At 65.7% G+C, this 19,411-nt stretch carries 17 protein-coding genes and 1 pseudogene; 6 read left to right on the top strand and 12 right to left on the bottom strand.

Going from position 1 to position 19,411, the window contains the following annotated elements; genetic code table 11:
• Positions 1–124: 124 nt before the first annotated feature.
• Genes AC5P9I_RS07595 through AC5P9I_RS07585 form a run of 3 tightly spaced genes read left to right on the top strand, consistent with a single transcriptional unit; the run spans position 125 to position 6,726 of the window.
• Entirely contained in the window at positions 125–5,455 is a 5,331-nt protein-coding gene (locus tag AC5P9I_RS07595; protein WP_088476202.1) for an RHS repeat domain-containing protein, read from the top strand.
• Between the two features lie 3 nt (positions 5,456–5,458).
• Complete coding sequence (locus tag AC5P9I_RS07590) at positions 5,459–6,400, top strand: RHS repeat domain-containing protein (protein WP_080355549.1); 942 nt, start codon at positions 5,459–5,461, stop codon at positions 6,398–6,400.
• Positions 6,397–6,726: a hypothetical protein gene (locus AC5P9I_RS07585; protein ID WP_049467420.1), complete on the top strand. Its 330-nt coding sequence runs from the start codon at positions 6,397–6,399 to the stop codon at positions 6,724–6,726. The genes AC5P9I_RS07590 and AC5P9I_RS07585 overlap by 4 nt, the downstream gene beginning before the upstream one ends.
• Positions 6,727–6,907: 181 nt before the next feature.
• On the opposite strand, the pseudogene AC5P9I_RS07580 reads toward AC5P9I_RS07585, so the two are convergent.
• From AC5P9I_RS07580 to AC5P9I_RS07555, 6 genes and pseudogenes are all read right to left on the bottom strand, one after another.
• Positions 6,908–7,052, bottom strand: a pseudogene (locus tag AC5P9I_RS07580) (cysteine desulfurase CsdA); the annotation flags it as partial.
• Between the two features lie 398 nt (positions 7,053–7,450).
• A complete protein-coding gene (locus AC5P9I_RS07575; RefSeq protein ID WP_049467418.1) occupies positions 7,451–8,707 on the bottom strand; it encodes a cysteine desulfurase in 1,257 nt (418 codons plus the stop codon).
• A complete protein-coding gene (sufD, locus tag AC5P9I_RS07570; protein WP_049467417.1) occupies positions 8,704–9,966 on the bottom strand; it encodes a Fe-S cluster assembly protein SufD in 1,263 nt (420 codons plus the stop codon). The genes AC5P9I_RS07575 and sufD overlap by 4 nt, the downstream gene beginning before the upstream one ends.
• On the bottom strand, positions 9,966–10,730 hold the full coding sequence (gene sufC / locus AC5P9I_RS07565; RefSeq protein ID WP_064237809.1) for a Fe-S cluster assembly ATPase SufC: 765 nt from the start codon (positions 10,728–10,730) through the stop codon (positions 9,966–9,968). The genes sufD and sufC overlap by 1 nt, the downstream gene beginning before the upstream one ends.
• A 74-nt stretch (positions 10,731–10,804) precedes the next feature.
• Positions 10,805–12,280, bottom strand: a complete 1,476-nt coding sequence (gene sufB, locus AC5P9I_RS07560) for a Fe-S cluster assembly protein SufB (protein ID WP_057494207.1) — start codon at positions 12,278–12,280, stop codon at positions 10,805–10,807.
• A 16-nt stretch (positions 12,281–12,296) separates the two neighbouring features.
• Positions 12,297–12,752, bottom strand: a complete 456-nt coding sequence (locus AC5P9I_RS07555; protein ID WP_005408436.1) for an SUF system Fe-S cluster assembly regulator — start codon at positions 12,750–12,752, stop codon at positions 12,297–12,299.
• A gap of 210 nt (positions 12,753–12,962) precedes the next feature.
• Between AC5P9I_RS07555 and AC5P9I_RS07550 the strand changes: the two genes are divergently transcribed.
• Both AC5P9I_RS07550 and AC5P9I_RS07545 read left to right on the top strand, forming a co-directional pair.
• A complete protein-coding gene (locus AC5P9I_RS07550; RefSeq protein ID WP_049467412.1) occupies positions 12,963–13,430 on the top strand; it encodes an SET domain-containing protein in 468 nt (155 codons plus the stop codon).
• A 121-nt stretch (positions 13,431–13,551) separates the two neighbouring features.
• Complete coding sequence (locus AC5P9I_RS07545) at positions 13,552–14,094, top strand: type 1 glutamine amidotransferase domain-containing protein (protein WP_049467411.1); 543 nt, start codon at positions 13,552–13,554, stop codon at positions 14,092–14,094.
• Between the two features lie 110 nt (positions 14,095–14,204).
• On the opposite strand, the gene AC5P9I_RS07540 is transcribed toward AC5P9I_RS07545, so the two are convergent.
• From AC5P9I_RS07540 to AC5P9I_RS07525, 4 genes are all read right to left on the bottom strand, one after another.
• On the bottom strand, positions 14,205–14,801 hold the full coding sequence (locus AC5P9I_RS07540) for a DUF1439 domain-containing protein (RefSeq protein ID WP_130768423.1): 597 nt from the start codon (positions 14,799–14,801) through the stop codon (positions 14,205–14,207).
• 81 nt (positions 14,802–14,882) lie between these two features.
• Positions 14,883–15,437, bottom strand: coding sequence for a hypothetical protein (locus AC5P9I_RS07535; protein WP_130768422.1), 555 nt, complete (start codon positions 15,435–15,437; stop codon positions 14,883–14,885).
• 55 nt (positions 15,438–15,492) lie between these two features.
• Entirely contained in the window at positions 15,493–15,801 is a 309-nt protein-coding gene (locus AC5P9I_RS07530) for a DUF3861 family protein (protein ID WP_053462642.1), read from the bottom strand.
• A gap of 294 nt (positions 15,802–16,095) precedes the next feature.
• Positions 16,096–16,494: an HU family DNA-binding protein gene (locus tag AC5P9I_RS07525; protein ID WP_005408442.1), complete on the bottom strand. Its 399-nt coding sequence runs from the start codon at positions 16,492–16,494 to the stop codon at positions 16,096–16,098.
• A gap of 370 nt (positions 16,495–16,864) precedes the next feature.
• Here AC5P9I_RS07525 and AC5P9I_RS07520 point away from each other — a divergent pair, with 370 nt between their 5' ends.
• A complete protein-coding gene (locus AC5P9I_RS07520) occupies positions 16,865–17,296 on the top strand; it encodes an OsmC family protein (protein ID WP_049467406.1) in 432 nt (143 codons plus the stop codon).
• Positions 17,297–17,462: 166 nt separating this feature from the next.
• Here the strand turns inward: AC5P9I_RS07520 and AC5P9I_RS07515 are convergent, their stop codons facing one another.
• Both AC5P9I_RS07515 and AC5P9I_RS07510 read right to left on the bottom strand, forming a co-directional pair.
• Positions 17,463–18,341: a PhzF family phenazine biosynthesis protein gene (locus AC5P9I_RS07515; RefSeq protein WP_130768421.1), complete on the bottom strand. Its 879-nt coding sequence runs from the start codon at positions 18,339–18,341 to the stop codon at positions 17,463–17,465.
• 132 nt (positions 18,342–18,473) lie between these two features.
• On the bottom strand, positions 18,474–19,346 hold the full coding sequence (locus AC5P9I_RS07510) for a PhzF family phenazine biosynthesis protein (protein WP_049467403.1): 873 nt from the start codon (positions 19,344–19,346) through the stop codon (positions 18,474–18,476).
• Positions 19,347–19,411 lie beyond the last annotated feature (65 nt).

The raw sequence follows: 19,411 nt of genomic DNA, 5'->3' as shown, positions 1-19,411 counted from the left end.
CCAGCACCCGCCCACCGTGAAGCAACGCGTGGCTGTCTGCCGGCGCGGGTGCCGCCTGGTCGAAGGCCAACTGCCGTTCGGCGCAGGTGGGGCACACAGGGACGTCGATCCAGGGAGGATCTGCATGCAGTCTGGCCTCATTTCTCATCCGCGCGCCGCAATGGCTGCCAAGCATCTGCTTCTGGGTGTCGTTGGCCTGTGCGTGCTGGCACCGGTCGCCGTTTCAGCCCAGATCGTTCCCACCTGGCGGCAGGAGTACGACAAGCGGCTGAAGTACGGGGACCTTGTCGAACCGCTGAAGGGCGAGATCTTCGGCGAGCAGGTCAATCTCTATGACGGCTCGATCAGTTTCAAGGCTACGGATATTTCGATTCCGGGCAACAGTGGGCTCGCGGTATCGCTCAGCCGCAGTTACGGGGATGTCAGCGGCAGTGCAAATGACAAGGAATATGGAAACTGGGATCTCGACATTCCATCGCTTTCAGGCACCTACGGAGACCAGCCCGAAACCGCGATCGGCGGGCATTGGACGCCAAGCGCCCGTTGCTCGACAGTTTCCGCACCCCCGTCGCTGGATGTCTGGAATTACAAGCAGACCCAGACCATCAGTTTTGCTCCGCACACCTATTGGGAGGGGGTGAGGCTTTCATTGCCGGGCGGAGGCGGTGAAACCGTCCTGGCGGGCAGCGGGGACGCGCGCCAGCCAACGCCCCAGGTTGGCACGCCAACCCCCTGGAACACAAAAGGGGGATGGTTCTTCTCCTGCCTCAGTGCGCTCAAGAGCGGCCAGCCGGGCGAGGGTTTCCTAGGGCACGCGCCAGACGGAACCAAGTACTACTTCGACTGGATGGTGGCGCGCGAGAACGAGTCTGCCGTTCTCCAGCCCTACGACACCATCACCCATGCCACGTTGAAACGGAAAAAGGTCTTCCTCTATCCATCACAGGTTGTCGATCGTTTCGGCAATTGGGTCCGGTACGAATGGAGCGGCGGGCGGCTGGATCGAATCGTTGCCAACGATGGGCGCAGCATCACCCTTGCCTATGACTCCCAGGGGCGCATCGCAACGGCAACCGCAGCAGGCCGAACCTGGTCCTATGGCTACACCCCGGCCGGTGTGTTGCAGTCGGTGACGCTGCCGGACGGGACGGCGTGGAGCTACAACCTGCCGCCTGTCAATGTGACGAAGAAGTACCAGGAGTACACCGGGCAGGACGTTTGGGCCTATATGGAGGTCCCGGCTCTTTGCGCGAAGACGAACAAGATTGTGCAGACCGAGGTTGCAGCCTCCATCACGCACCCATCAGGCGCGGTAGGAACCTTCGTGTTCCGACCTTTCCGGCATGGCCGCAAGAATGTTCCGTTCAACTGCCAGACTTCCGGCGACGACCAGTTGCTGGCCGACGGGTGGAATCTCACGCCTATCTATCGGGACGCGATGTCGCTGGTGGCAAAGCGGATAAGTGGCCCGGGGATGCCCACGGCGGAGTGGAGCTATCAGTACACCAATCTGGGGTGGGAGTACGACAGGAGAGTCGACCAGGCTGGGTGGCCGGCAATCCCGGTGGGGCAGGCAGAGCCCAAGATAACGATTGAAACCCTGCCGGATGGCACGATCCGGACATACGAATTCGGAAAGGAAGTTGGCTATAACGACGGTCTGCTGCTGTCGACGACAACCAGCTCTGGTGGCGCGGTGGTTCGAACCGAGCGCAGTAACTACTACCCGGACGCGCAGCTTGCCAGCGCACCGTTCCCGCGCGAGGCGGGTCGGAACCTCAAGTACGGGGCCACGGAGCTGGGAGAGCATCTGAACCGCCCAGTGCAGAGCACGATCATCAATCAGGACGGCGTGCAGTTCACCCGTACGGTGCAGGCCTTTGATGCCTTCGTCCGCGAAGTTTCCGTCGTCGAAGCGAATTCCGCTGGACAGAGTCGCACCAGCAGTACCAGCTACTACGACAATCCCGCGCTATGGGTGAACGGCCAGACGGCGCGCAGTGTGCTCAACGGCATCGAGCAGTCCCGCACCGAATTCGATACGACCAAAGCGCTGCCGCTGCGCGCCTACGCATTTGGCCGCCTGGCCCAGCAGGTGACCTACGCAGCCGACGGCACGGTTGCATCGGTGGCCGATGGCCTTGGAAATACCAGCCATCTGTCGGGATGGAAGCGTGGTGTTCCGCAGCAGCTCCGCCTGCCGGCCACGCCCGAAGCGCCCAATGGTGCGGTGCGCACGGTTGTCGTCGACGACAACGGTTGGATCACCTCGCTGACCGACGAAACCGGCGCAACCACCAGCTTCAGCTACGACAGCATGGGCAGGCTGCGCAGCCAGCAGTTCCCTGGCGGCGACAGCGTGAACTGGAATGGCGTAACCATGGACCTGCAGCGACTGGGTAGCGCGCAGCTGGGGGTTCCCGCCGGTGCATGGAAGCACTCCCGCACGCAGGGCGGGCGGCGCACCGATACCTACCTGGATGCGATGTTCCGCCCGGTGCTGGTAACCGAAAACGCCAACAACGTGCTGGACAGTGCCGTGGTGACCCGCTACGACACCAGCGGCAAGACCGTGTTTGCCTCGTATCCCACGCGGCAGCTCTCCGATATCAATGCCGCCCTGGCCGGCACCACGACGCAGTACGACGCGTTGGGCCGCCCCACCGTGGTCAGTCAATCGTCCGAGCTGGGGGCACTGGTTACCCGCACCGAGTACGTGGGCAACCTGTCGGTGAAAGTGACCAACCCGCGCGGCCAGGCGACGACGACACGTCACCTTGCCTACGACCAGCCCAGCTACGAGATGCCGCTGACGCTGCAGCACCCGGAAGGCGTGGTGACCGAGATCCAGCGAGACACGTTGGGCAAGCCGCTGGCGATCACCCGCCGCAGTGCAGACGGCAGCCAGTCGCTGACCCGCCGCTACATCTATGACGGCTACCAGCAGCTGTGCAAGACCATCGAACCGGAAACCGGTGCGACCGTGCAGGACTACGACGCGGCAGGCAACGTGCTGTGGTCGGCGGCCGGCACGGGTTTGACCAGTACCACCGACTGCAATCGCAATGAAGCGCTGGCCAGTGGACGTGCGGTGAAGCGTAGTTACGACGCCGCCAACCGCTTGTCGACCCTGATCTTCCCGGATGGGCGTGGAAATCAGAACTGGTCCTACGCACCTGATGGTCTGCCTGCCGAGATCAGTACGCAGAACGACCCGGCCCGGCCGATGGTCGTCAACCGCTACCAGTACAACCGCCGCCGCCTGCTCAGCGGCGAAACCCTGCAGCATCCGGATCTGGGAAGCCTGAGCCTGGCCTATGGCTACGATGCCAACGGCACGCTGGCCAGCAATACCTATCCGGGTGGGCGTGTCGTCAGCTATGCGCCGGATGCACTGGGTCGGGCGACGACGGTCGGCGGCTATGCAAAGGAGGCCAGTTACTTCGCCAACGGCGCGCTGGCCCGCTTCGTCTATGGCAACGGGATCGTGCACACGTTGACCCAGAATGCCCGCGGGCTGCCCGACCGCAGCCGCGATGCCACCGCAGCGGCCGCAGTGCTGGATGACAGCTACGACTACGATGCTGGGGGCAACGTGATGGCCATTTCCGATGGCCTGCCCGGGGCGCCCGGCAACCGGGACATGACCTATGACGGCCTGGACCGGTTGCGGACGGTCACTGCGCCGGGCTTCGGCAACGCGCTGTATGAGTACGACGCGCTGGACAACCTGCGTCGTGCCAAGGTCGGCAGTCGCGATCGTACGCACTATTTCGATCCGACCAATCGGCTGGTCAATGTGATCGAAACCGGAACCGGGGCGACAGTGACCGGTCTTGGCTATGACGTGCAGGGCAATCTTTCGGTGCGCAATGGTCAAGCTTTCACGTTTGACTACGGCAACCGGCTGCGCGCGGCGGGGACAGCAGAGAGTTACGAGTACGACGCCCACGGGCGCCGGGTGAAGGCCAGCGCCAGTGGCAAGGGGGCGATCTATTCGTTCTACGACAACGGCGGTGTGCTGCGATTCCAGCGCAACGAACGTACCGGCAAACAGACCGACTATCTCTACCTGTCAGGCAGCCTGGTGTCCCAGGTGCATGGCGAAGCCGCACCCAGCGTTCCCGCGCTGAGTGCGCCGGGCTACATCACCCAAGGCAGCGTGAACCTGACCTGGAGCCCGGCCGGTGGTGCCAACCGGTATGAGCTGCAGCGTGCCCTTGCGGGCACCTGGAGCACGGTCTTCGATGGCGCGGCGCAATCGTTCACCAGCACCGGCCTGGTCACGGGAACCTATCAGTTCCGGGTGCGCGGCTGCCGGGCGGTGTGCGGCGGATGGAGCAATGTCGCATCAGTGGCCGTGGCACTGGCGCCATCCATCGTGCCGACCTTGAACGTGCCTGCCACAGCCTTCAATGGCAGTTACAGCGTTGCATGGTCTGCGGCATCCGGTGCCGAGCGCTATGAGCTGGAGGAAAGCGCCAATGGTGGCGCCTGGGTCCAGGTACATAACGCCATCGGTCAGTCCAAGGCCTTCAGTGGCAAGGCAGCGGGAGGCTACAACTACCGGGTTCGCGCATGTAACCCGGTGGGGTGCACGGGATACGGCGCCACGGCTGCGGTGACGGTGGTGTATCCGCCTGCCACTGCGCCAGGTCTCTCTGCGCCAGCACGCGCTGCGCCGGGCAGTATCGGCATTGGCTGGAACGGGGTGGCTGGTGCCACGCGCTACACCCTGCAGGAAAGCAGCAATGGTGGCGGATGGGTCACGCTGTTCGACGGCGAAGCAGGTTCCTATGCCACCGCTGCGCGCGGCATGGGCAACTATGGCTATCGGGTTGCTGCCTGCAATGGCGCGGGCTGCGGGCCGTGGTCGGCCACGGCGGCGGTAGCGGTGATCGGGCCGCCGACGATCGAGCCGGTGATCAGCGCGCCGGGCCTGGCGAACGTGCCGCAGTACAGCCTGAGCTGGTCGGTGCCGGCCAACAGCGAGAGCTTCGTGCTGGAGGAGAGTGCCAACGGTGGTGGCTGGACGGTGGTGCATAACGGCGGCGGGAACAGCTTTGGTGCCAGCCGTGGTAAGGGTAGCTATGCGTATCGGGTAAGGGCGTGCAATTTCGCCGGATGTAGCCCCTATTCAGGCATTGCGACGGTTGTGGTCGCACTTCCGCCTGGCACGCCCAGCTTCTACCTTGCCGAATGGTTGACCACCCGCAAGGCACCGTATCAGGTGCAGTGCTCGGTAGGCTGGAGCCAAGTGGCCGATGCGACCGAGTACCAGCTTGAGAGTGGTGGCGGTGGAAAGCGCCTGTATACCGGGCCGAACGCTTATGTGAGTGCGGACGGCAATACCTACTGTGCTGGTGACTATCGCGTGCGTGCCTGCAATGCCGGTGGTTGCTCGCCGTGGTCGGCCGACCATCCCGTCACCCGCGGCGTACTGAGCTGGGACTAAGCCATGAATGGACTCTCTTTGCTGTTGATTCGGGCGGTGCTCGTGGTGGTGGTGCTGGCGGCCTGTGTGGCTCCGGCGGCCGCACAGGAAGTCGTCGAGTACATCCACACTGATGCACTGGGTTCACCGGTGGCGATCACCGATGCCAGCGGAAATGTCATCGAGCGTACGGTGTATGAACCGTATGGCGCGGTGGTGAATCGGCCGTTGAAGGATGGGCCGGGATATACGGGGCATGTGACGGACTCCGGGACCGGGCTGAGTTACATGCAGCAGCGGTATTACGATCCAGAGGCGAGCGCGTTTCTTTCTGTCGATCCCGTTGCTGCTACAGAAGTTGCGTTCGGACGGTATCACTACGCGCACAGTAATCCATACGCGTTTACTGATCCTGATGGGCGGCAAGCATGCGGAAAGGACACGGGGTGCAGGCTGGACAAAGGGGGGGAGCGTGGTGGCAGCATTGGTGGGCCAAGGATTTCGGCAGGAAACAGAAATTCGGAGCCTTCAATTCCTCCTGCGGGGAGTATGGGTGAACTGATCGAAAATACCGGGGAGCGCGCAATCAGAAGGACGTCGTTCACAGCAAGTGGCTCTCTTGCCCTGGGTCTTGGCGCGGAGGCTACCGCGACCAAGACGACGCGCCCGTGGCAAAGTGACCGGCTAGGCGTTTACAAAGTGATGGGCTTGGGCGGATTCATCGGTGCCCAGGCGAATTTCAAGGTGTTCTCTTGGGGTGACCCCAAAGGGACAACTGATCTGGCGCTTAAGGGTAACCCTCTGGGATACTTTAAAGTGCGAATAGGCGATGGCCTCGCTATTGGTTTGAGTGCCCGTTTCAATGATCACGGCGGAGGGTCTCTGTCGGTTTCTGCTGGCGGTGGCTTTGGTGGACAGGCAATAGTCAAGCCTCCCGCAATGGGGGGATGGGAGAAAGAGCTATGAGCTGGTTGTTCTTGCTTTCAATTCTGGGAATCATCATCTTCTATCCAGCATATTTCTACCTTCTTCACGAGTTTAAGGTGAGACTGGAGCGTGATCATCCGGAGTTGAGCAGGCGCAAACGTCCGGGAGTTTCTTGGGCATTTGAAGGCGCCTATCAACGGCTCCGCGCAGTGAAAAGAGGGCGCTTGGATGGAGTGATCTTGAGTAAGAGTGTTTGTGACTCGCATCGGCTGGCGAGCCTATTTCTGTACTTGGGGATGACTTCCTTCATGGTGCTTCTCATGCTGGGGCTTTACGACTCGGTATGGGGTGGCGGCAAGCGTTGATGCATGGTCGACATGTTTCGCGGTTGCCGTTGAGGCTGCTATCAGCGTATTCGCAGCTGACGCCGCCTTGGCAGATGTCATTCTTGATCGTCGTGCGGCATGGCAGAGTAGGTAGTCGCTGAAAACAAGAAAGCCACGGTTTCCCGTGGTGTTCTCGCACGTCCTTGACTCCGGCGAATCCTCATCCCAGCAACTTGCGCACCGTGGTCAATGCGGTCATGAATCGCTCGATCTCGGCGTGCCAAGTCGAGCAGGGTGGCTAGGTCATGTGCAAGTGCGCCATCGTTCAGGAACGAGACTACGGCAGCCTTCTCCAGCGCTTCGCCGATGCGATGCTGAGTAACGATACGACCTCTCGGCATCGACTTGGCAATTTCAAGGGGTTCTTCAGGATCCAAGGGCGGCTCGACGCAAGGCGTCTTGAAAAGCAACCCTCGGGGAAGTGACAGGGTTCGGTTTCGATGAAGATCATAATTTTTTTATTTGCTGCCTTATCGATGCCGCTTCTTGCCTCCTGTGTGCAGGAGCGCGGTTGTCTTCTTCGGGCAGCCAATCAGGACCACGACAGCTCCTCATCTCAGAAGATTCATGCTGATATGGATGAGGTAATACATTCGCGCCCTGTGGATAGGGCGCGGGAAGTGAATGCAGAGTTGGTGGTGCGCAATAAAAAACGCCGCAGTTTCCTGCGGCGTTCTCATACTTCCCTGATTCTCGCGAATCCTCAGCCCAACAGCTTCCGTACCTTGGTCAGCGCGGTCATGAACCGCTCGATCTCGGCATGCGTGTTGTAGAACGCCAGCGAAGCTCGGCAGGTAGCCGCGACGCCGAAGTACTGAAGCAGCGGGTGTGCGCAGTGCTGGCCCGAGCGCACGGCCACGCCTTCCAGATCCAGAAGGGTGGCCAGATCGTGCGCATGCGCGCCATCGATCAGGAACGAGACCACCGCAGCCTTCTCCGGCGCTTCGCCGATGATGCGCAGGCCATCAACGCTGCGCAGCTCTTCGGTGAAGTGCGCCAGCAGCTCGGCTTCGCGTGCTTCCACATGGTCCAGGCCGACGTTCTGCAGGTAGTCGGCAGCCACGCCCAGGCCGATGAAGCCGGCGATGTTCGGGGTGCCGGCTTCGAATTTGTGCGGGGCATCGTTGAACACGGTGCCGTCGAAGCTGACTTCCTTGATCATCTCGCCGCCACCGAGGAACGGCGGCATCGCGTCCAGGTGCTCGCGGCGCGCCCACAAGGCGCCGGTGCCGGTCGGGCCGCACATCTTGTGGCCGGTGATCGCGTAGAAGTCGCAGCCGATCGCGGCGACGTCGACCTTGCGGTGTGGCACGGCCTGCGAGCCGTCGACCACGGTGATGATGCCGCGCTTGCGCGCCTCGCGGCAGATCTCGCGCACCGGGTTGACCGTGCCCAGCACGTTGGAGACATGGGTGACCGCCAGCAGTTTGACCTCCGGGGTCATCGCCGCGCGCAGCGCATCCAGGTCCAGTGCGCCGTCAGGCGTGATCTCGGCCACGCGGATGGTGGCACCGGTACGCTGCGCGACCAGCTGCCACGGCACGATGTTGGCGTGGTGCTCCATGCGCGACACCAGGATCACATCACCGGCCTTCAGCCGCGGCAGCGCCCACGAGTACGCCACCAGGTTGATGGCGAAGGTGGTGCCGCTGCACAGCACCAGCTCGCTGGGGCGCACGTTGAGGAAGCGCGCCAGCGTGTTGCGCGCGCCTTCGTAGGCGTCGGTGGCCTCGCTGCCCAGCGCATGCACCGCGCGGCTGACGTTGGCGTTGTAGCGGCGGTAGAACTCGTCCACCGCGCCGATCACCTGCACCGGCTTCTGGCCGGTGTTGGCATTGTCGAAATAGACCAGCGGCTTGCCGTGCACTTCCCGCATCAGCAGCGGGAAGTCGAGGCGGACGCGGTCCCAGTCGGGGGCGCCGGTGCGTTCTTCGATCGGGCGCGGGGTGGACAGGTTCATGCCACACCTGCCTCGGCCAGGGCCTTGTCCAGGCGGCGTGCCAGCTGCGCACGCAGCGCGTCCGGCAGGATCTTCAGCGGTTCGTGGCAGAACGCGGCGCTCAGCAGGGCCTGCGCCTGTGCCTGCGGCAGCCCGCGCGAGCGCAGGTAGAACAGCGCGTTGGCATCGAGCTGGCCGACGGTCGCGCCGTGCGCGGCCTTCACTTCATCGGCGTCGATCACCAGCGTCGGCTGGGTGTCGATCTCGGCATCGGCCGACAGCAGCAGGTTCTTGTTGGACAGGTTCGCGTCGGTGCCGTCGGCACCTTCGCGGATCTGGATGCCACCATGGAACACCACGCGGCTGCGGTTGGCGGCGACGCCGCGCCACAGCAATTCGCAGGCGGTATCGCGCGCGATGTGGTCGATGCCCAGGCGGGTTTCGACGTGGCGGCGGCCGTTGCCGAGCAGCACGCCATTGGCGGTCAGCTGGGCGTTGTCGCCTTCCAGGCGGACGTTCAATTCATGGCGGCTGAGCGCGGCGCCCAGTTCCAGGTCAACGCGGTGGTACTGCGCGTCGCGGGCCAGCACCGCGTCGGTGCGCAGGAAGCTGGTCTGGCGTGCGCTGCCGGCCTGCACGCGGGCGTGCTTGAGTACGGCATCACGGGCAACATGGGCATGCAGCACGGTGTTGTCCAGGTGGGTGGAATCACCGACGCTGAAGCGGTGCTCGACCACACCCAGGCTGGCGCCGGCGCGCAGTTCGATCAGGTGGCGGTGATGCCAGGCCAGGTCGGTGTCGCCGGCGACGCTGGCAAACACCAGCTGCAGCGGCGTCTCGACCTGCACGCCTTCATCCACGCGCAGCACGACGCCTTCATCGGCCAGTGCGGCGTTGAGCCGGGCGAAGATCTCTTCGCTGCGCTCGTAGCGGCGGCCAAGGAAACGCACCGCGTCTCCGCCGGAGGCCAGTGCGGCCGACAGCGGCTGCAGCTGCACGCCGTCCGGCAGCGCCTGCACGTCGCTCAGCGCGGCGTCCAGGCGGCCGTTGACGAACACCAGGCGCGGTGCCGGGATGTCGTCCAGCAGCGCGGCGTCCAGCACCGGTGCCTGCAGCGGTGCCGCAGCGAACGCACGGCGTTCCAGCTGCCGCAGCGAGGTGTACTTCCAGGCCTCGTTGCGGGCGGCCGGCAGGCCGTCACGCAGGGCCGCATCCAGCACTTCGCGGCGCGCATCGCTGCCGCAGAAGGCCTGGGCCATCGAATCAAGCAGGGCGCTCATCAGACCGCCGCCTCGGGCACGACCCGGTCCTTCAGGAAATCATAGCCGTGCGCTTCCAGTTCCAGTGCCAGCTCGGGGCCACCGGTCTTGACGATGCGGCCATCGGCCAGCACGTGCACCACGTCCGGCTTGATGTAGTCCAGCAGGCGCTGGTAGTGGGTGATGACCAGGAACGAGCGGTCGGTGCCGCGCAGTGCGTTGACACCGTCGGCCACGCTCTTCAGCGCGTCGATGTCCAGGCCCGAGTCGGTCTCGTCCAGGATCGCCAGCTTCGGTTCCAGCACGGCCAGCTGGAAGATCTCGTTGCGCTTCTTCTCGCCACCGGAGAAGCCTTCGTTCACGCCACGGTGCAGCAGCTCGTCCTTCAGGTGCAGCACGGCCAGCTTCTGGCGCACCAGCTTGAGGAACTGCATGGAATCGAGTTCTTCCTCGCCGCGCGCCTTGCGCTGGGCGTTCAGTGCCGCGCGCAGGAAGTAGGTGTTGTTCACGCCCGGGATCTCCACCGGGTACTGGAACGCCAGGAACAGGCCGGCGGCGGCGCGCGCTTCCGGGTCCAGCTCCAGCAGGTCGACGCCGTCGAACTGCACGCGGCCTTCGGTCACTTCGTAGCCATCGCGGCCGGCCAGGACATTGCCCAGGGTGGACTTGCCGGCGCCGTTCGGGCCCATGATGGCGTGCACCTGGCCGGGCTTCACATCCAGCGACAGGCCCTTGAGGATTTCCTTGCCGCCGATGCGGGCGTGGAGGTTTTCGATCTTCAGCATGGTGGGGATTTCCGTGGGGCGGGCCAGGGCCCGCCGGTAAAGAGAATGCGTTTGCGAGGGGCAGGGGCGGGCGCTCAGCCCACCGAACCTTCCAGCGAGACTTCCAGCAGCTTCTTGGCTTCCACCGCGAACTCCATCGGCAGTTCGCGGAACACCTGCTTGCAGAAGCCGTCGACGATCATCGACACCGCGTCTTCCTGGCTGATGCCACGGGCGCGGCAGTAGAACAGCTGGTCGTCGGAGATCTTGGAGGTGGTGGCCTCGTGCTCAACGGTGGCGCCCGGGTTCTTCACCTCGATATAGGGGAAGGTGTGCGCGCCGCACTGCTTGCCGATCAGCAGCGAGTCGCACTGGGTGTAGTTGCGCGCGCCGTCGGCGTTGCGGTCCACCCGCACCAGGCCGCGGTAGGTGTTCTGGCCGCGGCCGGCGCTGATGCCCTTGCTGACGATCTTGCTCTTGGTGCGCTTGCCGACGTGGATCATCTTGGTGCCGGTGTCGGCCTGCTGGCGGTGGTGGGTCAGTGCCACGGAGTGGAACTCACCGACCGAGTCGTCGCCCAGCAGCACGCAGGACGGGTACTTCCAGGTGATCGCCGAACCGGTCTCGACCTGGGTCCAGGTGACCTTGCTGCGCGCGCCACGGCATTCGGCTCGCTTGGTGACGAAGTTGTAGATGCCGCCGACGCCGTTCTCGTCGCCCGGGTACCAGTTCTGCACCGTGGAGTACTTGATCTCGGCGTCTTCCAGTGCCACCAGCTCGACCACTGCGGCGTGCAGCTGGTTCTCGTCGCGCATCGGCGCGGTGCAGCCTTCCAGGTAGGACACGTAGGCCTTGTCCTCGCACACGATCAGGGTGCGCTCGAACTGGCCGGTGTGGCCGGCGTTGATGCGGAAGTAGGTGCTCAGCTCCATCGGGCAGCGCACGCCCTTGGGAATGAACACGAAGCTGCCATCGGAGAACACCGCCGAATTGAGCGCGGCGAAGTAGTTGTCACCGACCGGCACCACGGTGCCCAGGTACTGGCGCACCAGCTCCGGGTGTTCCTTGATCGCCTCGGACATCGAGCAGAAGATCACGCCCTTCTCGGCCAGTTCCTTGCGGAAGGTGGTGCCGACGGACACCGAGTCGAACACCGCATCCACCGCCACGCCGGCAAGCTTGGCGCGTTCGTGCAGCGGCACGCCCAGCTTGTCGTAGGTGTCGAGCAGTTCCTTCGGCACGTCATCCAGCGAGGCGTACTTCGGGCCCTTCGGCGCGGAGTAGTAGCTCAGCGCCTGCAGGTCGATCGGCGCGATCTCCAGCTTGGCCCAGTCCGGCATCGGCAGGGTCAGGAAGTGGCGGTAGGCGTCCAGGCGCCACTGCGTCATCCACTCCGGCTCCTCCTTCTTGGCCGACAGGGCACGGATGGTGTCCTCGTCCAGGCCCGGGGGCAGGGAGTCCGATTCGATCTCGGTGATGAAGCCAGCCGAATACTTGCGGCCGAGCTGTTCGTGGATCTCGCGGTTGGGCGTGTCGTCGTGGGCGACGTTTTCGATGGTTTCGGTGGCCATGGGGGCTGCCTGTGGATCAGGAGACGACATCGACAGCGATGGTGCGGCGCTGTTCGTCATCGGCAAGGGGAAGAGGGGGCAGGATCTGGGCGAGGGTGACATCGCGCAGGGCCTCGGAGACCACGTCGTTGATCAGTCGCCAGCTGCTGCGCGCGCCGCACTTGGGCGCCATGCCGCACTGGTGGTGGTCGTGGCTGCATTCGGTCAGGGCCAGCGGCCCTTCCATTGCTTCGACCACCTCGAACAGCGAGATCTCGATCGCCGGGCGGGTCAGCCGGTAGCCACCACGGACGCCGCGCAGGCCTTCGACCAGGCCGGCCTGGGCCAGCGGCTTGAGGACCTTGCTGACGGTGGGCGGCTCCAGGCCGGTGAATTCGGCCAGCTCGGTGGCGCTGAGCACCTCGCCCGGACGGGCGGCGAGCACGGTCAGCACGACGGTGGCGTAATCGGTGAGCTTGGTGACGCGCAACATGGGGATGCGAGTGGTTCTTAAAGCGGACTGAAATTGTACGCTTTTATTCGCCACCATCCAACCCGGGCATTCAGCCGGCGCTGGGGCCGGGCGGGGAGGACACGCCGGGGCCGTTGCCGGGCCGCAATCCTGCGCCAACGGGGTGATTTTCGCAAATCACCCGGAATGGGCGAGAATCAAGGTTCCATCCGCTGCAAACAGCCCGTGCCGATGCCGAAGAAGATCCAAGCCCGCAAGTCCGCCATCCATGGCAACGGCGTGTTCGCCGTGGCCCCGATCAAGCAGGGCGAGCGCGTGATCCAGTACAAGGGCCTGCTGCGCAGCCACGGCGACGTTGATGCCGATGACAGCGGCGACGTCGAAAGCGGCCATACCTTCCTGTTCACCCTCAACGATGACTGGGTGATCGATGCCAACTACAAGGGCAACGATGCGCGCTGGATCAACCATAGCTGCGACCCGAACTGCGAGGCCGTGATCGAGGAAGACGAGGACGGCGACAGCCGCGGCGACAAGGTGTTCATCGAGGCGCTGCGCGACATCACGCCCGGCGAGGAACTGACCTACAACTACGGCATCACCCTGGCCGAGCGCCACACCGCCAAGCTGAAGAAGATCTGGGAGTGCCGCTGCGGCTCGCCCAAGTGCACCGGCACCATGCTGCAGCCCAAGCGCTGACCTTTCCGGCGGTGCCGACCGCTGGCCGGCACGGATGCTCTCCACCTGCCGTGCACGGCAGGGTCACCGCCGTGCAAGGCAGGTTCGTCCACGCTGTGCGCTCCCCAACTGGAGTGCACCCATGGCAGAACGATTGAAGGGCAAGCAGATCGCCATCCTGGCCACCCACGGCTTCGAGCAGTCCGAGCTGACCGAGCCCAAGCGGCTGCTGGAAGCGGAGGGCGCGCGGGTCAGCGTGGTGTCGCCCGCGAAGGAAGCGACCATCAAGGGCTGGAAAGAGAAGAACTGGGGCGACGCTGTCGCGGTCGACATTCCGCTGGATGAGGCGGATCCGGCGCGCTTCGATGCCCTGGTGCTGCCTGGGGGCGTCATCAATCCGGACACGTTGCGTACCGATGACGCCGTGCTCGGTTTCATCCGCTCGGTGGATGAAGCCGGCAAGCCTGTGGCGGCGATCTGCCATGGCCCGTGGCTGCTGATCAACAGCGGCCTGGCCGATGGCCGCGAGCTGACCTCCTGGCCGTCCCTGCAGCAGGATCTGGCGAACGCGGGTGCGAAATGGCGCGATGCCGAGGTGGTGGTCGACGGCAACGTCATCACCAGTCGCAAGCCGGACGACATTCCGGCCTTCAGCGAGGCGGTGGTGAAAGCGCTTGCCGCCTGACGCGTACCGGTAGTGCCGGCCGCTGGCCGGCAGATGCAGTCACTGCGCTGCCGGCCAGCGGCCGGCACTACCTCATTGACCCGGCACTACCTGATTGACCCGGTACGACCTTACTTGCCCAGTACGCCTGACGGCACCAGGTTGCCCAGGTTCTGGTTGAACGTGACCACCAGCTTGCCGTTCTTCACCTGGGCCGACTGCACCTGCAGCGCGCCGAGCAGGCCGGCCACGGCCGGGTCCAGCTTGTAGATCGGCTCACGCTGGGCGTAGTCGCTCAGCCACGCGTTGAGCAGGCTGCGGGTGCGCGAGTCGAGGCGGCCGCCCTGGTTGGCCGGGGTGAAATCGTCCACGCTCGGTTGCTGCAGGTGGAAGCCCTGGGTCTGCGCGTCATAGCGCAGGCCGCTGCTGAGCTTGACCGAGCCCAGTTTGGCCGGACTGCCGCCGGCAGTGGCCAGCGCCACATCCATGCCCAGGTTCAACCGTTCGCCGGCCGGCAGGCTCAGCTGTGGGTGGCTCATGGTCAGCGCGATCAGGCCGCCGAGGGCGTCCTGGGTGCGCGGGAAGCTACCGTCCAGGTACTGCTGCACATCGCTGGCGCCGACCGACAGTTCGCGGCCGGAGATGGAAGGGGCGGCCTGTGCGCCGATCGCCGCAGCGATCAGCACGGTGGAGGCCGCGAGGCGGGTCATCAGGGAACGCAGGCGCATGGCAGTGACCGGTGAGCAGGATGGAGTGGATCAAAGAGTAGCCGCGCAGGCTGAATCGCGCGTGCATGCTGCTGCAACGGTTCAGTCCAGCGTTGGGCGCAGTTGTGCCGAGTGGATCTGCCAGGCACTGCCATCGCTGCTGGGCTGCACGCGGTACCAGCCGCTGAAGCGGAAGGTGCCGTTGGCGGTGACCGCGCGGACCTGCACCGGCACCTCAAGCAGCTGCGGTGGCTGCCGATCATCGCGCGCGATCGGGGGATCGCTGTGCAGGCGCAGGGTGCGCAGGTCCTGCAGCTGCCGCAGCGCGGCGTCGTCGGCGCGCCGTGGATCGCCGGGCGGAATCGTCCAGGCGGCGTCACTGGCGGCGCGGTCGCGGTTGAGCAGTGCGGCGACGTAGCGGTTGAGCATCGTCGAAGGCGGCTCTGCGCCGTCGTCGACGGCAGCCAGCAGCGGGATGTCGCTTGCCTGCAGCGCCGGCGCCTGCGGGCCAAGCGCCGGGTCGGTGGCCGCAGTGGCCGCAACGTCCTCGGACGCGTGGGCGCGTTCGCCGGTTAGCTCGGCGGCCGGGCGCGAGCAGCCCGGCAGCACCCAGGGGGCGATCAGTAGCGGGATGATCTGGAACAGGGCCCTGCGCATGCCTGCCTCCTCCCCGAGGCAACCGTGGCGCGGCAGTGTACCGATTGGGCGGGGATCAGCGCGAGGAGGGCAGCTGCTCCAGCGCGTCCAGCGCCGGCAGCACCTGGGCGGCGATGGCCGCCAATGCGTGGCCGTCGGTCCCGGCGTGGCGCTGCACGATGTCGCGCAGCAGCTGGGTGGCGATCACCAGCGTCGCGCGCTCGTCGCCGCTGATGCCGGCGGTACGCGGGGCCGCTTCCAGCAGGCGCATCAGGTCGCGGCTGGCGCGATGTTCCAGTTCGATGGTGCAGCGCCCGGTGCACTGCAGCCCGTCCTTTTCGATCGGGGTCACCGAGATCCGGTAGCGGGTGGAGGGGCTGGCCATGAGGATGTGCTCGCCGTAGCTGTAGAGGATGTGCCCACCATAGGCAAGGCCACGGCCGGCGGCGACGGCCACCGCTGCACGCAGTGTTCCACCCGGTACGTTCCAGCGCCTGCCGGGGCGCCGCCCGGCCAATGGCGACGGGCTTGAACGGGGATCGCCCAGCGTGCGGCAACGCTGTGTTGCGGATTGCTCCGGGGCGACGTCCCGCGCATGGCGCGGATTCCCCGCAGGGCGCGCGCAAAAAAAAACGGGACGGCCAGAGCCGTCCCGTCGGAATCCGCGTCGGGCGCGCGCTTAGAGCGCGGCGTCCTTCAGCTTCTTCAGCGGACGCACCTTCAGCTTGGTGGTGGCCGGCTTGGCGGCGAACCACTGCTCTTCCTTGGTGAACGGGTTGATGCCCTTGCGCTTCGGCTTGGCCGGCACATTGACGGTGGTGATCTTCAGCAGGCCCGGCAGGGTGAAGGAGCCTGCGCCCTTCTTGTGCACGGAGGAGGCGACGGCGCTTTCCAGCGAGGCCAGCACAGCGCGGACGTCCTTGGCGACGACGCCGGAGGCTTCAGCGATGTGTGCAACCAGGCCGGACTTGGTCAGCACTTCCTTGATCGGCTTCGGAGCGGCCGGCTTGGCGGCTGCCTTCGTCGCGACTTTCTTCACTGCCTTCTTCGGGGCAGCCTTCTTAGCGGTCTTTGCCATGGTTTCCTGTTCCGTGAACGGTTGGTTGTTTGGTCGGCGCCGAACCCCGTCGGCAAGCGCAATGTAGGGCAACTCCGGGGCGCCGCCAATAGCCCGAAGCGCGGAAAGTGCATGTTTTTTCATATCCAGGCCGATTCAGTACATGGCCGGCGGTGGGGATGGGGGCGTAGTGGCGCGCGCGGTGAGCGGCCCCTGTCCATCGAGCGGATGCGCGAAACCACTGAAAACAAGGGAAAAATGCGCTCCGGGCTGGCGAGGAAGTGTCCACGTGCGGGTGCGGGGACGACGTCCGGCCTGCGGCGGAGCGACGCAGGGCTAACGCGTGGCATGCGAGGGTGACCGTTCATCACCGCCACGCAGGAGCAGCACAATGGGAATCTCGCGACACGCCACCGCGCACTGGGAAGGCGATCTGAAGTCGGGCAAGGGAGCGTTGAGCACGCCGCAGAGCGGGCTGCTGGACAAGACCCGCTACGGCTTCAACAGCCGTTTTGGCGACGAAAAGGGTACCAATCCGGAAGAGCTGATCGCCGCCGCGCACGCGGGCTGCTTCACCATGGCGCTGTCGGCCAAGCTGGGCGAAGCCGGCTTCACCCCGACCTCGCTGGACACCGAGGCGAAGGTCGACCTGTCGCTGGAAGGCGGCCCGCAGCTGTCGCAGATCCGGCTGAAAGTGAAAGCGGTGGTACCCGGCATCGACGCGGCGCAGTTCCGCGCCATTGCCGATGACGCCAAGCAGAACTGCCCGGTATCCAAGGCGCTCAGTGCGGTGCCGATCAGCCTGGAAGCCGAACTGGGCTGAGCCGAGGTAGTGCCGGTCGCTGGCCGGCAACCGCATGATGCCGAGGTCCATGTAGCAGCCGGCCAGCGTTATGGCGGCCTTCCTGGCCGCCACCCTCCGGGCCGTCGCGTCCGACGTTGGCAGCGGCTCGTGCCGCTGCCTTCGGCTCTACCAGCCGCCAGCGCGATCACCAATCAAGGGTGCCGGTAATCACCGTCTGCACCTGGCCGCCCGACCAGACCTCGCCGTCCTCATCGACCCGCAGGGTCAGGCGCGCATCGTGGCCGACCTCGCGGCCCTGGCTGACTTCGAACGGTGCACGGCCGTGGGGCAGGGCCTGGCGCAGGTCCAGCCACGCGGCCAGCACTGCATTGGCAGCACCCGAGGCGGCGTCCTCGAAGCGCCGGCCATTGCCGACGAAGGCACGCACGGCCAGGTCGAATCCCTCGCGGCCCTCGCTGAAGGCATAGGCGAACACGCCCATGCTGTCGGTGGACTCGGCCAGCGCCGCCACCGCGTCCCAGTCCGGGCGCAGAGCGCGCAACGCCGCTTCATTGGCCACCTGCACCAGCCACCAGCTGCGTCCGCCCTGCATCCGCGCCGGCGGCAGCGTGCCCAGCGGCCAGTCCTTCAGCGCCGCCTGCAGGCGCGGGTCGGTGGCGTCGGCGATCTCCGCCAGCTGCGCGCGCGGGGTGCGGATGGCGATGCGCTGCTGCGCGCCCTCGCCGCTGACGCGCAGGGGCAGGGCGCCGGCAATGCCGTCCTGCACCAGCACGCCATCCACGGCTTTGGCCAGGCCTGCCTGCAGCACCGCATGCGCCGTACCGACGCTGGGGTGGCCGGCGAACGGCACTTCCTTCTGCGGGCTGAACATGCGCAGCCGGTAGCTGGCACCGGCGGCCTGCGGCGGGAACACGAAGGTGGTTTCGGGCAGGCGCGTCCAGCGCGCGATGGCCTGCATGCTGGCGTCGTCCAGGCCCTCGGCATCGAGTACCACGGCCAGCGGATTGCCGGCACCGGCGCGCGGGGAGAACACATCCAGCTGCAGGAAACGGCGGGTGGTCATCGGGGAGGAACTCCAGTAAACAGGTGGCATAGCGTAGCGCGGGGCACCAAATAGGGGACGGAGGGAATTAAGTCGCTTTTGCCCCATGTGCCATAAGCGACTTAATTCCCTCCGTCCCCTTTTTTTCGTGCGCTACCAGCGGACGCGGCCGTCGATGACCGGCTGCACCTGGCCGCCGATCCAGACCGTGCCCTGCGCATCCACCTCGACGTGTACGCGGCCATCGCGGCCGACTTCGCGGCCCTGGCTGGCAATGTAGCGGCCCTCGACGCCGGGCAGGGCATTGCGCTGCCGCAGCCAGGCGCCGATCAGCGCGTTGGCGCTGCCGGTGACCGGATCTTCCGGCACGCTGGCGGCATCGGCCGGGCAGAATGCGCGCACCACGCGGGCGTGGCCGCTGCCGGCCTCGTCGGCGAACACCGCCACGCCGGTGGCGTCGGTGGCCAGGCTCCAGTCGCGCAGGGCAGCCATGTCCGGTGCCAGCCCGCGCACAGCAGCGGCGTCGCGCAGCGGCAGCAGCCACCAGCGTGCGCCGTTGTCCCAGAGTTCGGGGACGTGCCCGCGGGCGGCCAGTGCCAGCAGTGCTTCAGGTGCCCCCTCTGCGGCCGTCGGCAGCTGCCGCGCCGGCGGGCTGGCCAGCTGGATTTCCAGTGCCCCGGCCGGGCCGCTCACCCGCACCGGCAACAGTCCCGCCGCGCATTGCTGCAGCAGGGCGCCATCACGCGGTCGGGCCAGCTCGCAGGTCACCGCCGCCCAGGCCGCGCCGACGCTCGGGTGGCCGGCGAACGCCAGCTCGCGGGTCGGGGTGAAGATGCGGATGTGGTAGTCGGCGCCGGGCACGCTGGGGCGCAGGAAGAACACGGTCTCGGACAGGTTCAGCCAGGCGGCCAGGGCCTGCATCTGGCTGCTGGAGAGCGCGTCGGCGTCCAGGATCGCGCCCAGCGGATTGCCGGTGCCGGGGCGGGGGGCGAAGACATCGAGCTGCAGGTAACGAAGGACGGCCATCTACGGAGGTATTGCGCTTAGAATCAAAGGTTCCGCCCCCAAGGGCGGCTTCCCCACATTCTACA

It is taken from the genome of Stenotrophomonas sp. YJH_SMC_29 (assembly GCF_059371235.1).
This window is presented reverse-complemented; position numbering and strand designations above follow the sequence as displayed.

What these genes read in the sequence shown, in the direction of transcription:
- AC5P9I_RS07595 (WP_088476202.1), top strand. Translation starts at nt 125, where the DNA reads ATGCAGTCTGGCCTCATTTCTCATCCGCGCGCCGCAATGGCTGCCAAG.
- AC5P9I_RS07590 (WP_080355549.1), top strand. Translation starts at nt 5,459, where the DNA reads ATGAATGGACTCTCTTTGCTGTTGATTCGGGCGGTGCTCGTGGTGGTG.
- AC5P9I_RS07585 (WP_049467420.1), top strand. Translation starts at nt 6,397, where the DNA reads ATGAGCTGGTTGTTCTTGCTTTCAATTCTGGGAATCATCATCTTCTAT.
- AC5P9I_RS07575 (WP_049467418.1), bottom strand. Translation starts at nt 8,707, where the DNA reads ATGAACCTGTCCACCCCGCGCCCGATCGAAGAACGCACCGGCGCCCCC.
- sufD (WP_049467417.1), bottom strand. Translation starts at nt 9,966, where the DNA reads ATGAGCGCCCTGCTTGATTCGATGGCCCAGGCCTTCTGCGGCAGCGAT.
- sufC (WP_064237809.1), bottom strand. Translation starts at nt 10,730, where the DNA reads ATGCTGAAGATCGAAAACCTCCACGCCCGCATCGGCGGCAAGGAAATC.
- sufB (WP_057494207.1), bottom strand. Translation starts at nt 12,280, where the DNA reads ATGGCCACCGAAACCATCGAAAACGTCGCCCACGACGACACGCCCAAC.
- AC5P9I_RS07555 (WP_005408436.1), bottom strand. Translation starts at nt 12,752, where the DNA reads ATGTTGCGCGTCACCAAGCTCACCGATTACGCCACCGTCGTGCTGACC.
- AC5P9I_RS07550 (WP_049467412.1), top strand. Translation starts at nt 12,963, where the DNA reads ATGCCGAAGAAGATCCAAGCCCGCAAGTCCGCCATCCATGGCAACGGC.
- AC5P9I_RS07545 (WP_049467411.1), top strand. Translation starts at nt 13,552, where the DNA reads ATGGCAGAACGATTGAAGGGCAAGCAGATCGCCATCCTGGCCACCCAC.
- AC5P9I_RS07540 (WP_130768423.1), bottom strand. Translation starts at nt 14,801, where the DNA reads ATGCGCCTGCGTTCCCTGATGACCCGCCTCGCGGCCTCCACCGTGCTG.
- AC5P9I_RS07535 (WP_130768422.1), bottom strand. Translation starts at nt 15,437, where the DNA reads ATGCGCAGGGCCCTGTTCCAGATCATCCCGCTACTGATCGCCCCCTGG.
- AC5P9I_RS07530 (WP_053462642.1), bottom strand. Translation starts at nt 15,801, where the DNA reads ATGGCCAGCCCCTCCACCCGCTACCGGATCTCGGTGACCCCGATCGAA.
- AC5P9I_RS07525 (WP_005408442.1), bottom strand. Translation starts at nt 16,494, where the DNA reads ATGGCAAAGACCGCTAAGAAGGCTGCCCCGAAGAAGGCAGTGAAGAAA.
- AC5P9I_RS07520 (WP_049467406.1), top strand. Translation starts at nt 16,865, where the DNA reads ATGGGAATCTCGCGACACGCCACCGCGCACTGGGAAGGCGATCTGAAG.
- AC5P9I_RS07515 (WP_130768421.1), bottom strand. Translation starts at nt 18,341, where the DNA reads ATGACCACCCGCCGTTTCCTGCAGCTGGATGTGTTCTCCCCGCGCGCC.
- AC5P9I_RS07510 (WP_049467403.1), bottom strand. Translation starts at nt 19,346, where the DNA reads ATGGCCGTCCTTCGTTACCTGCAGCTCGATGTCTTCGCCCCCCGCCCC.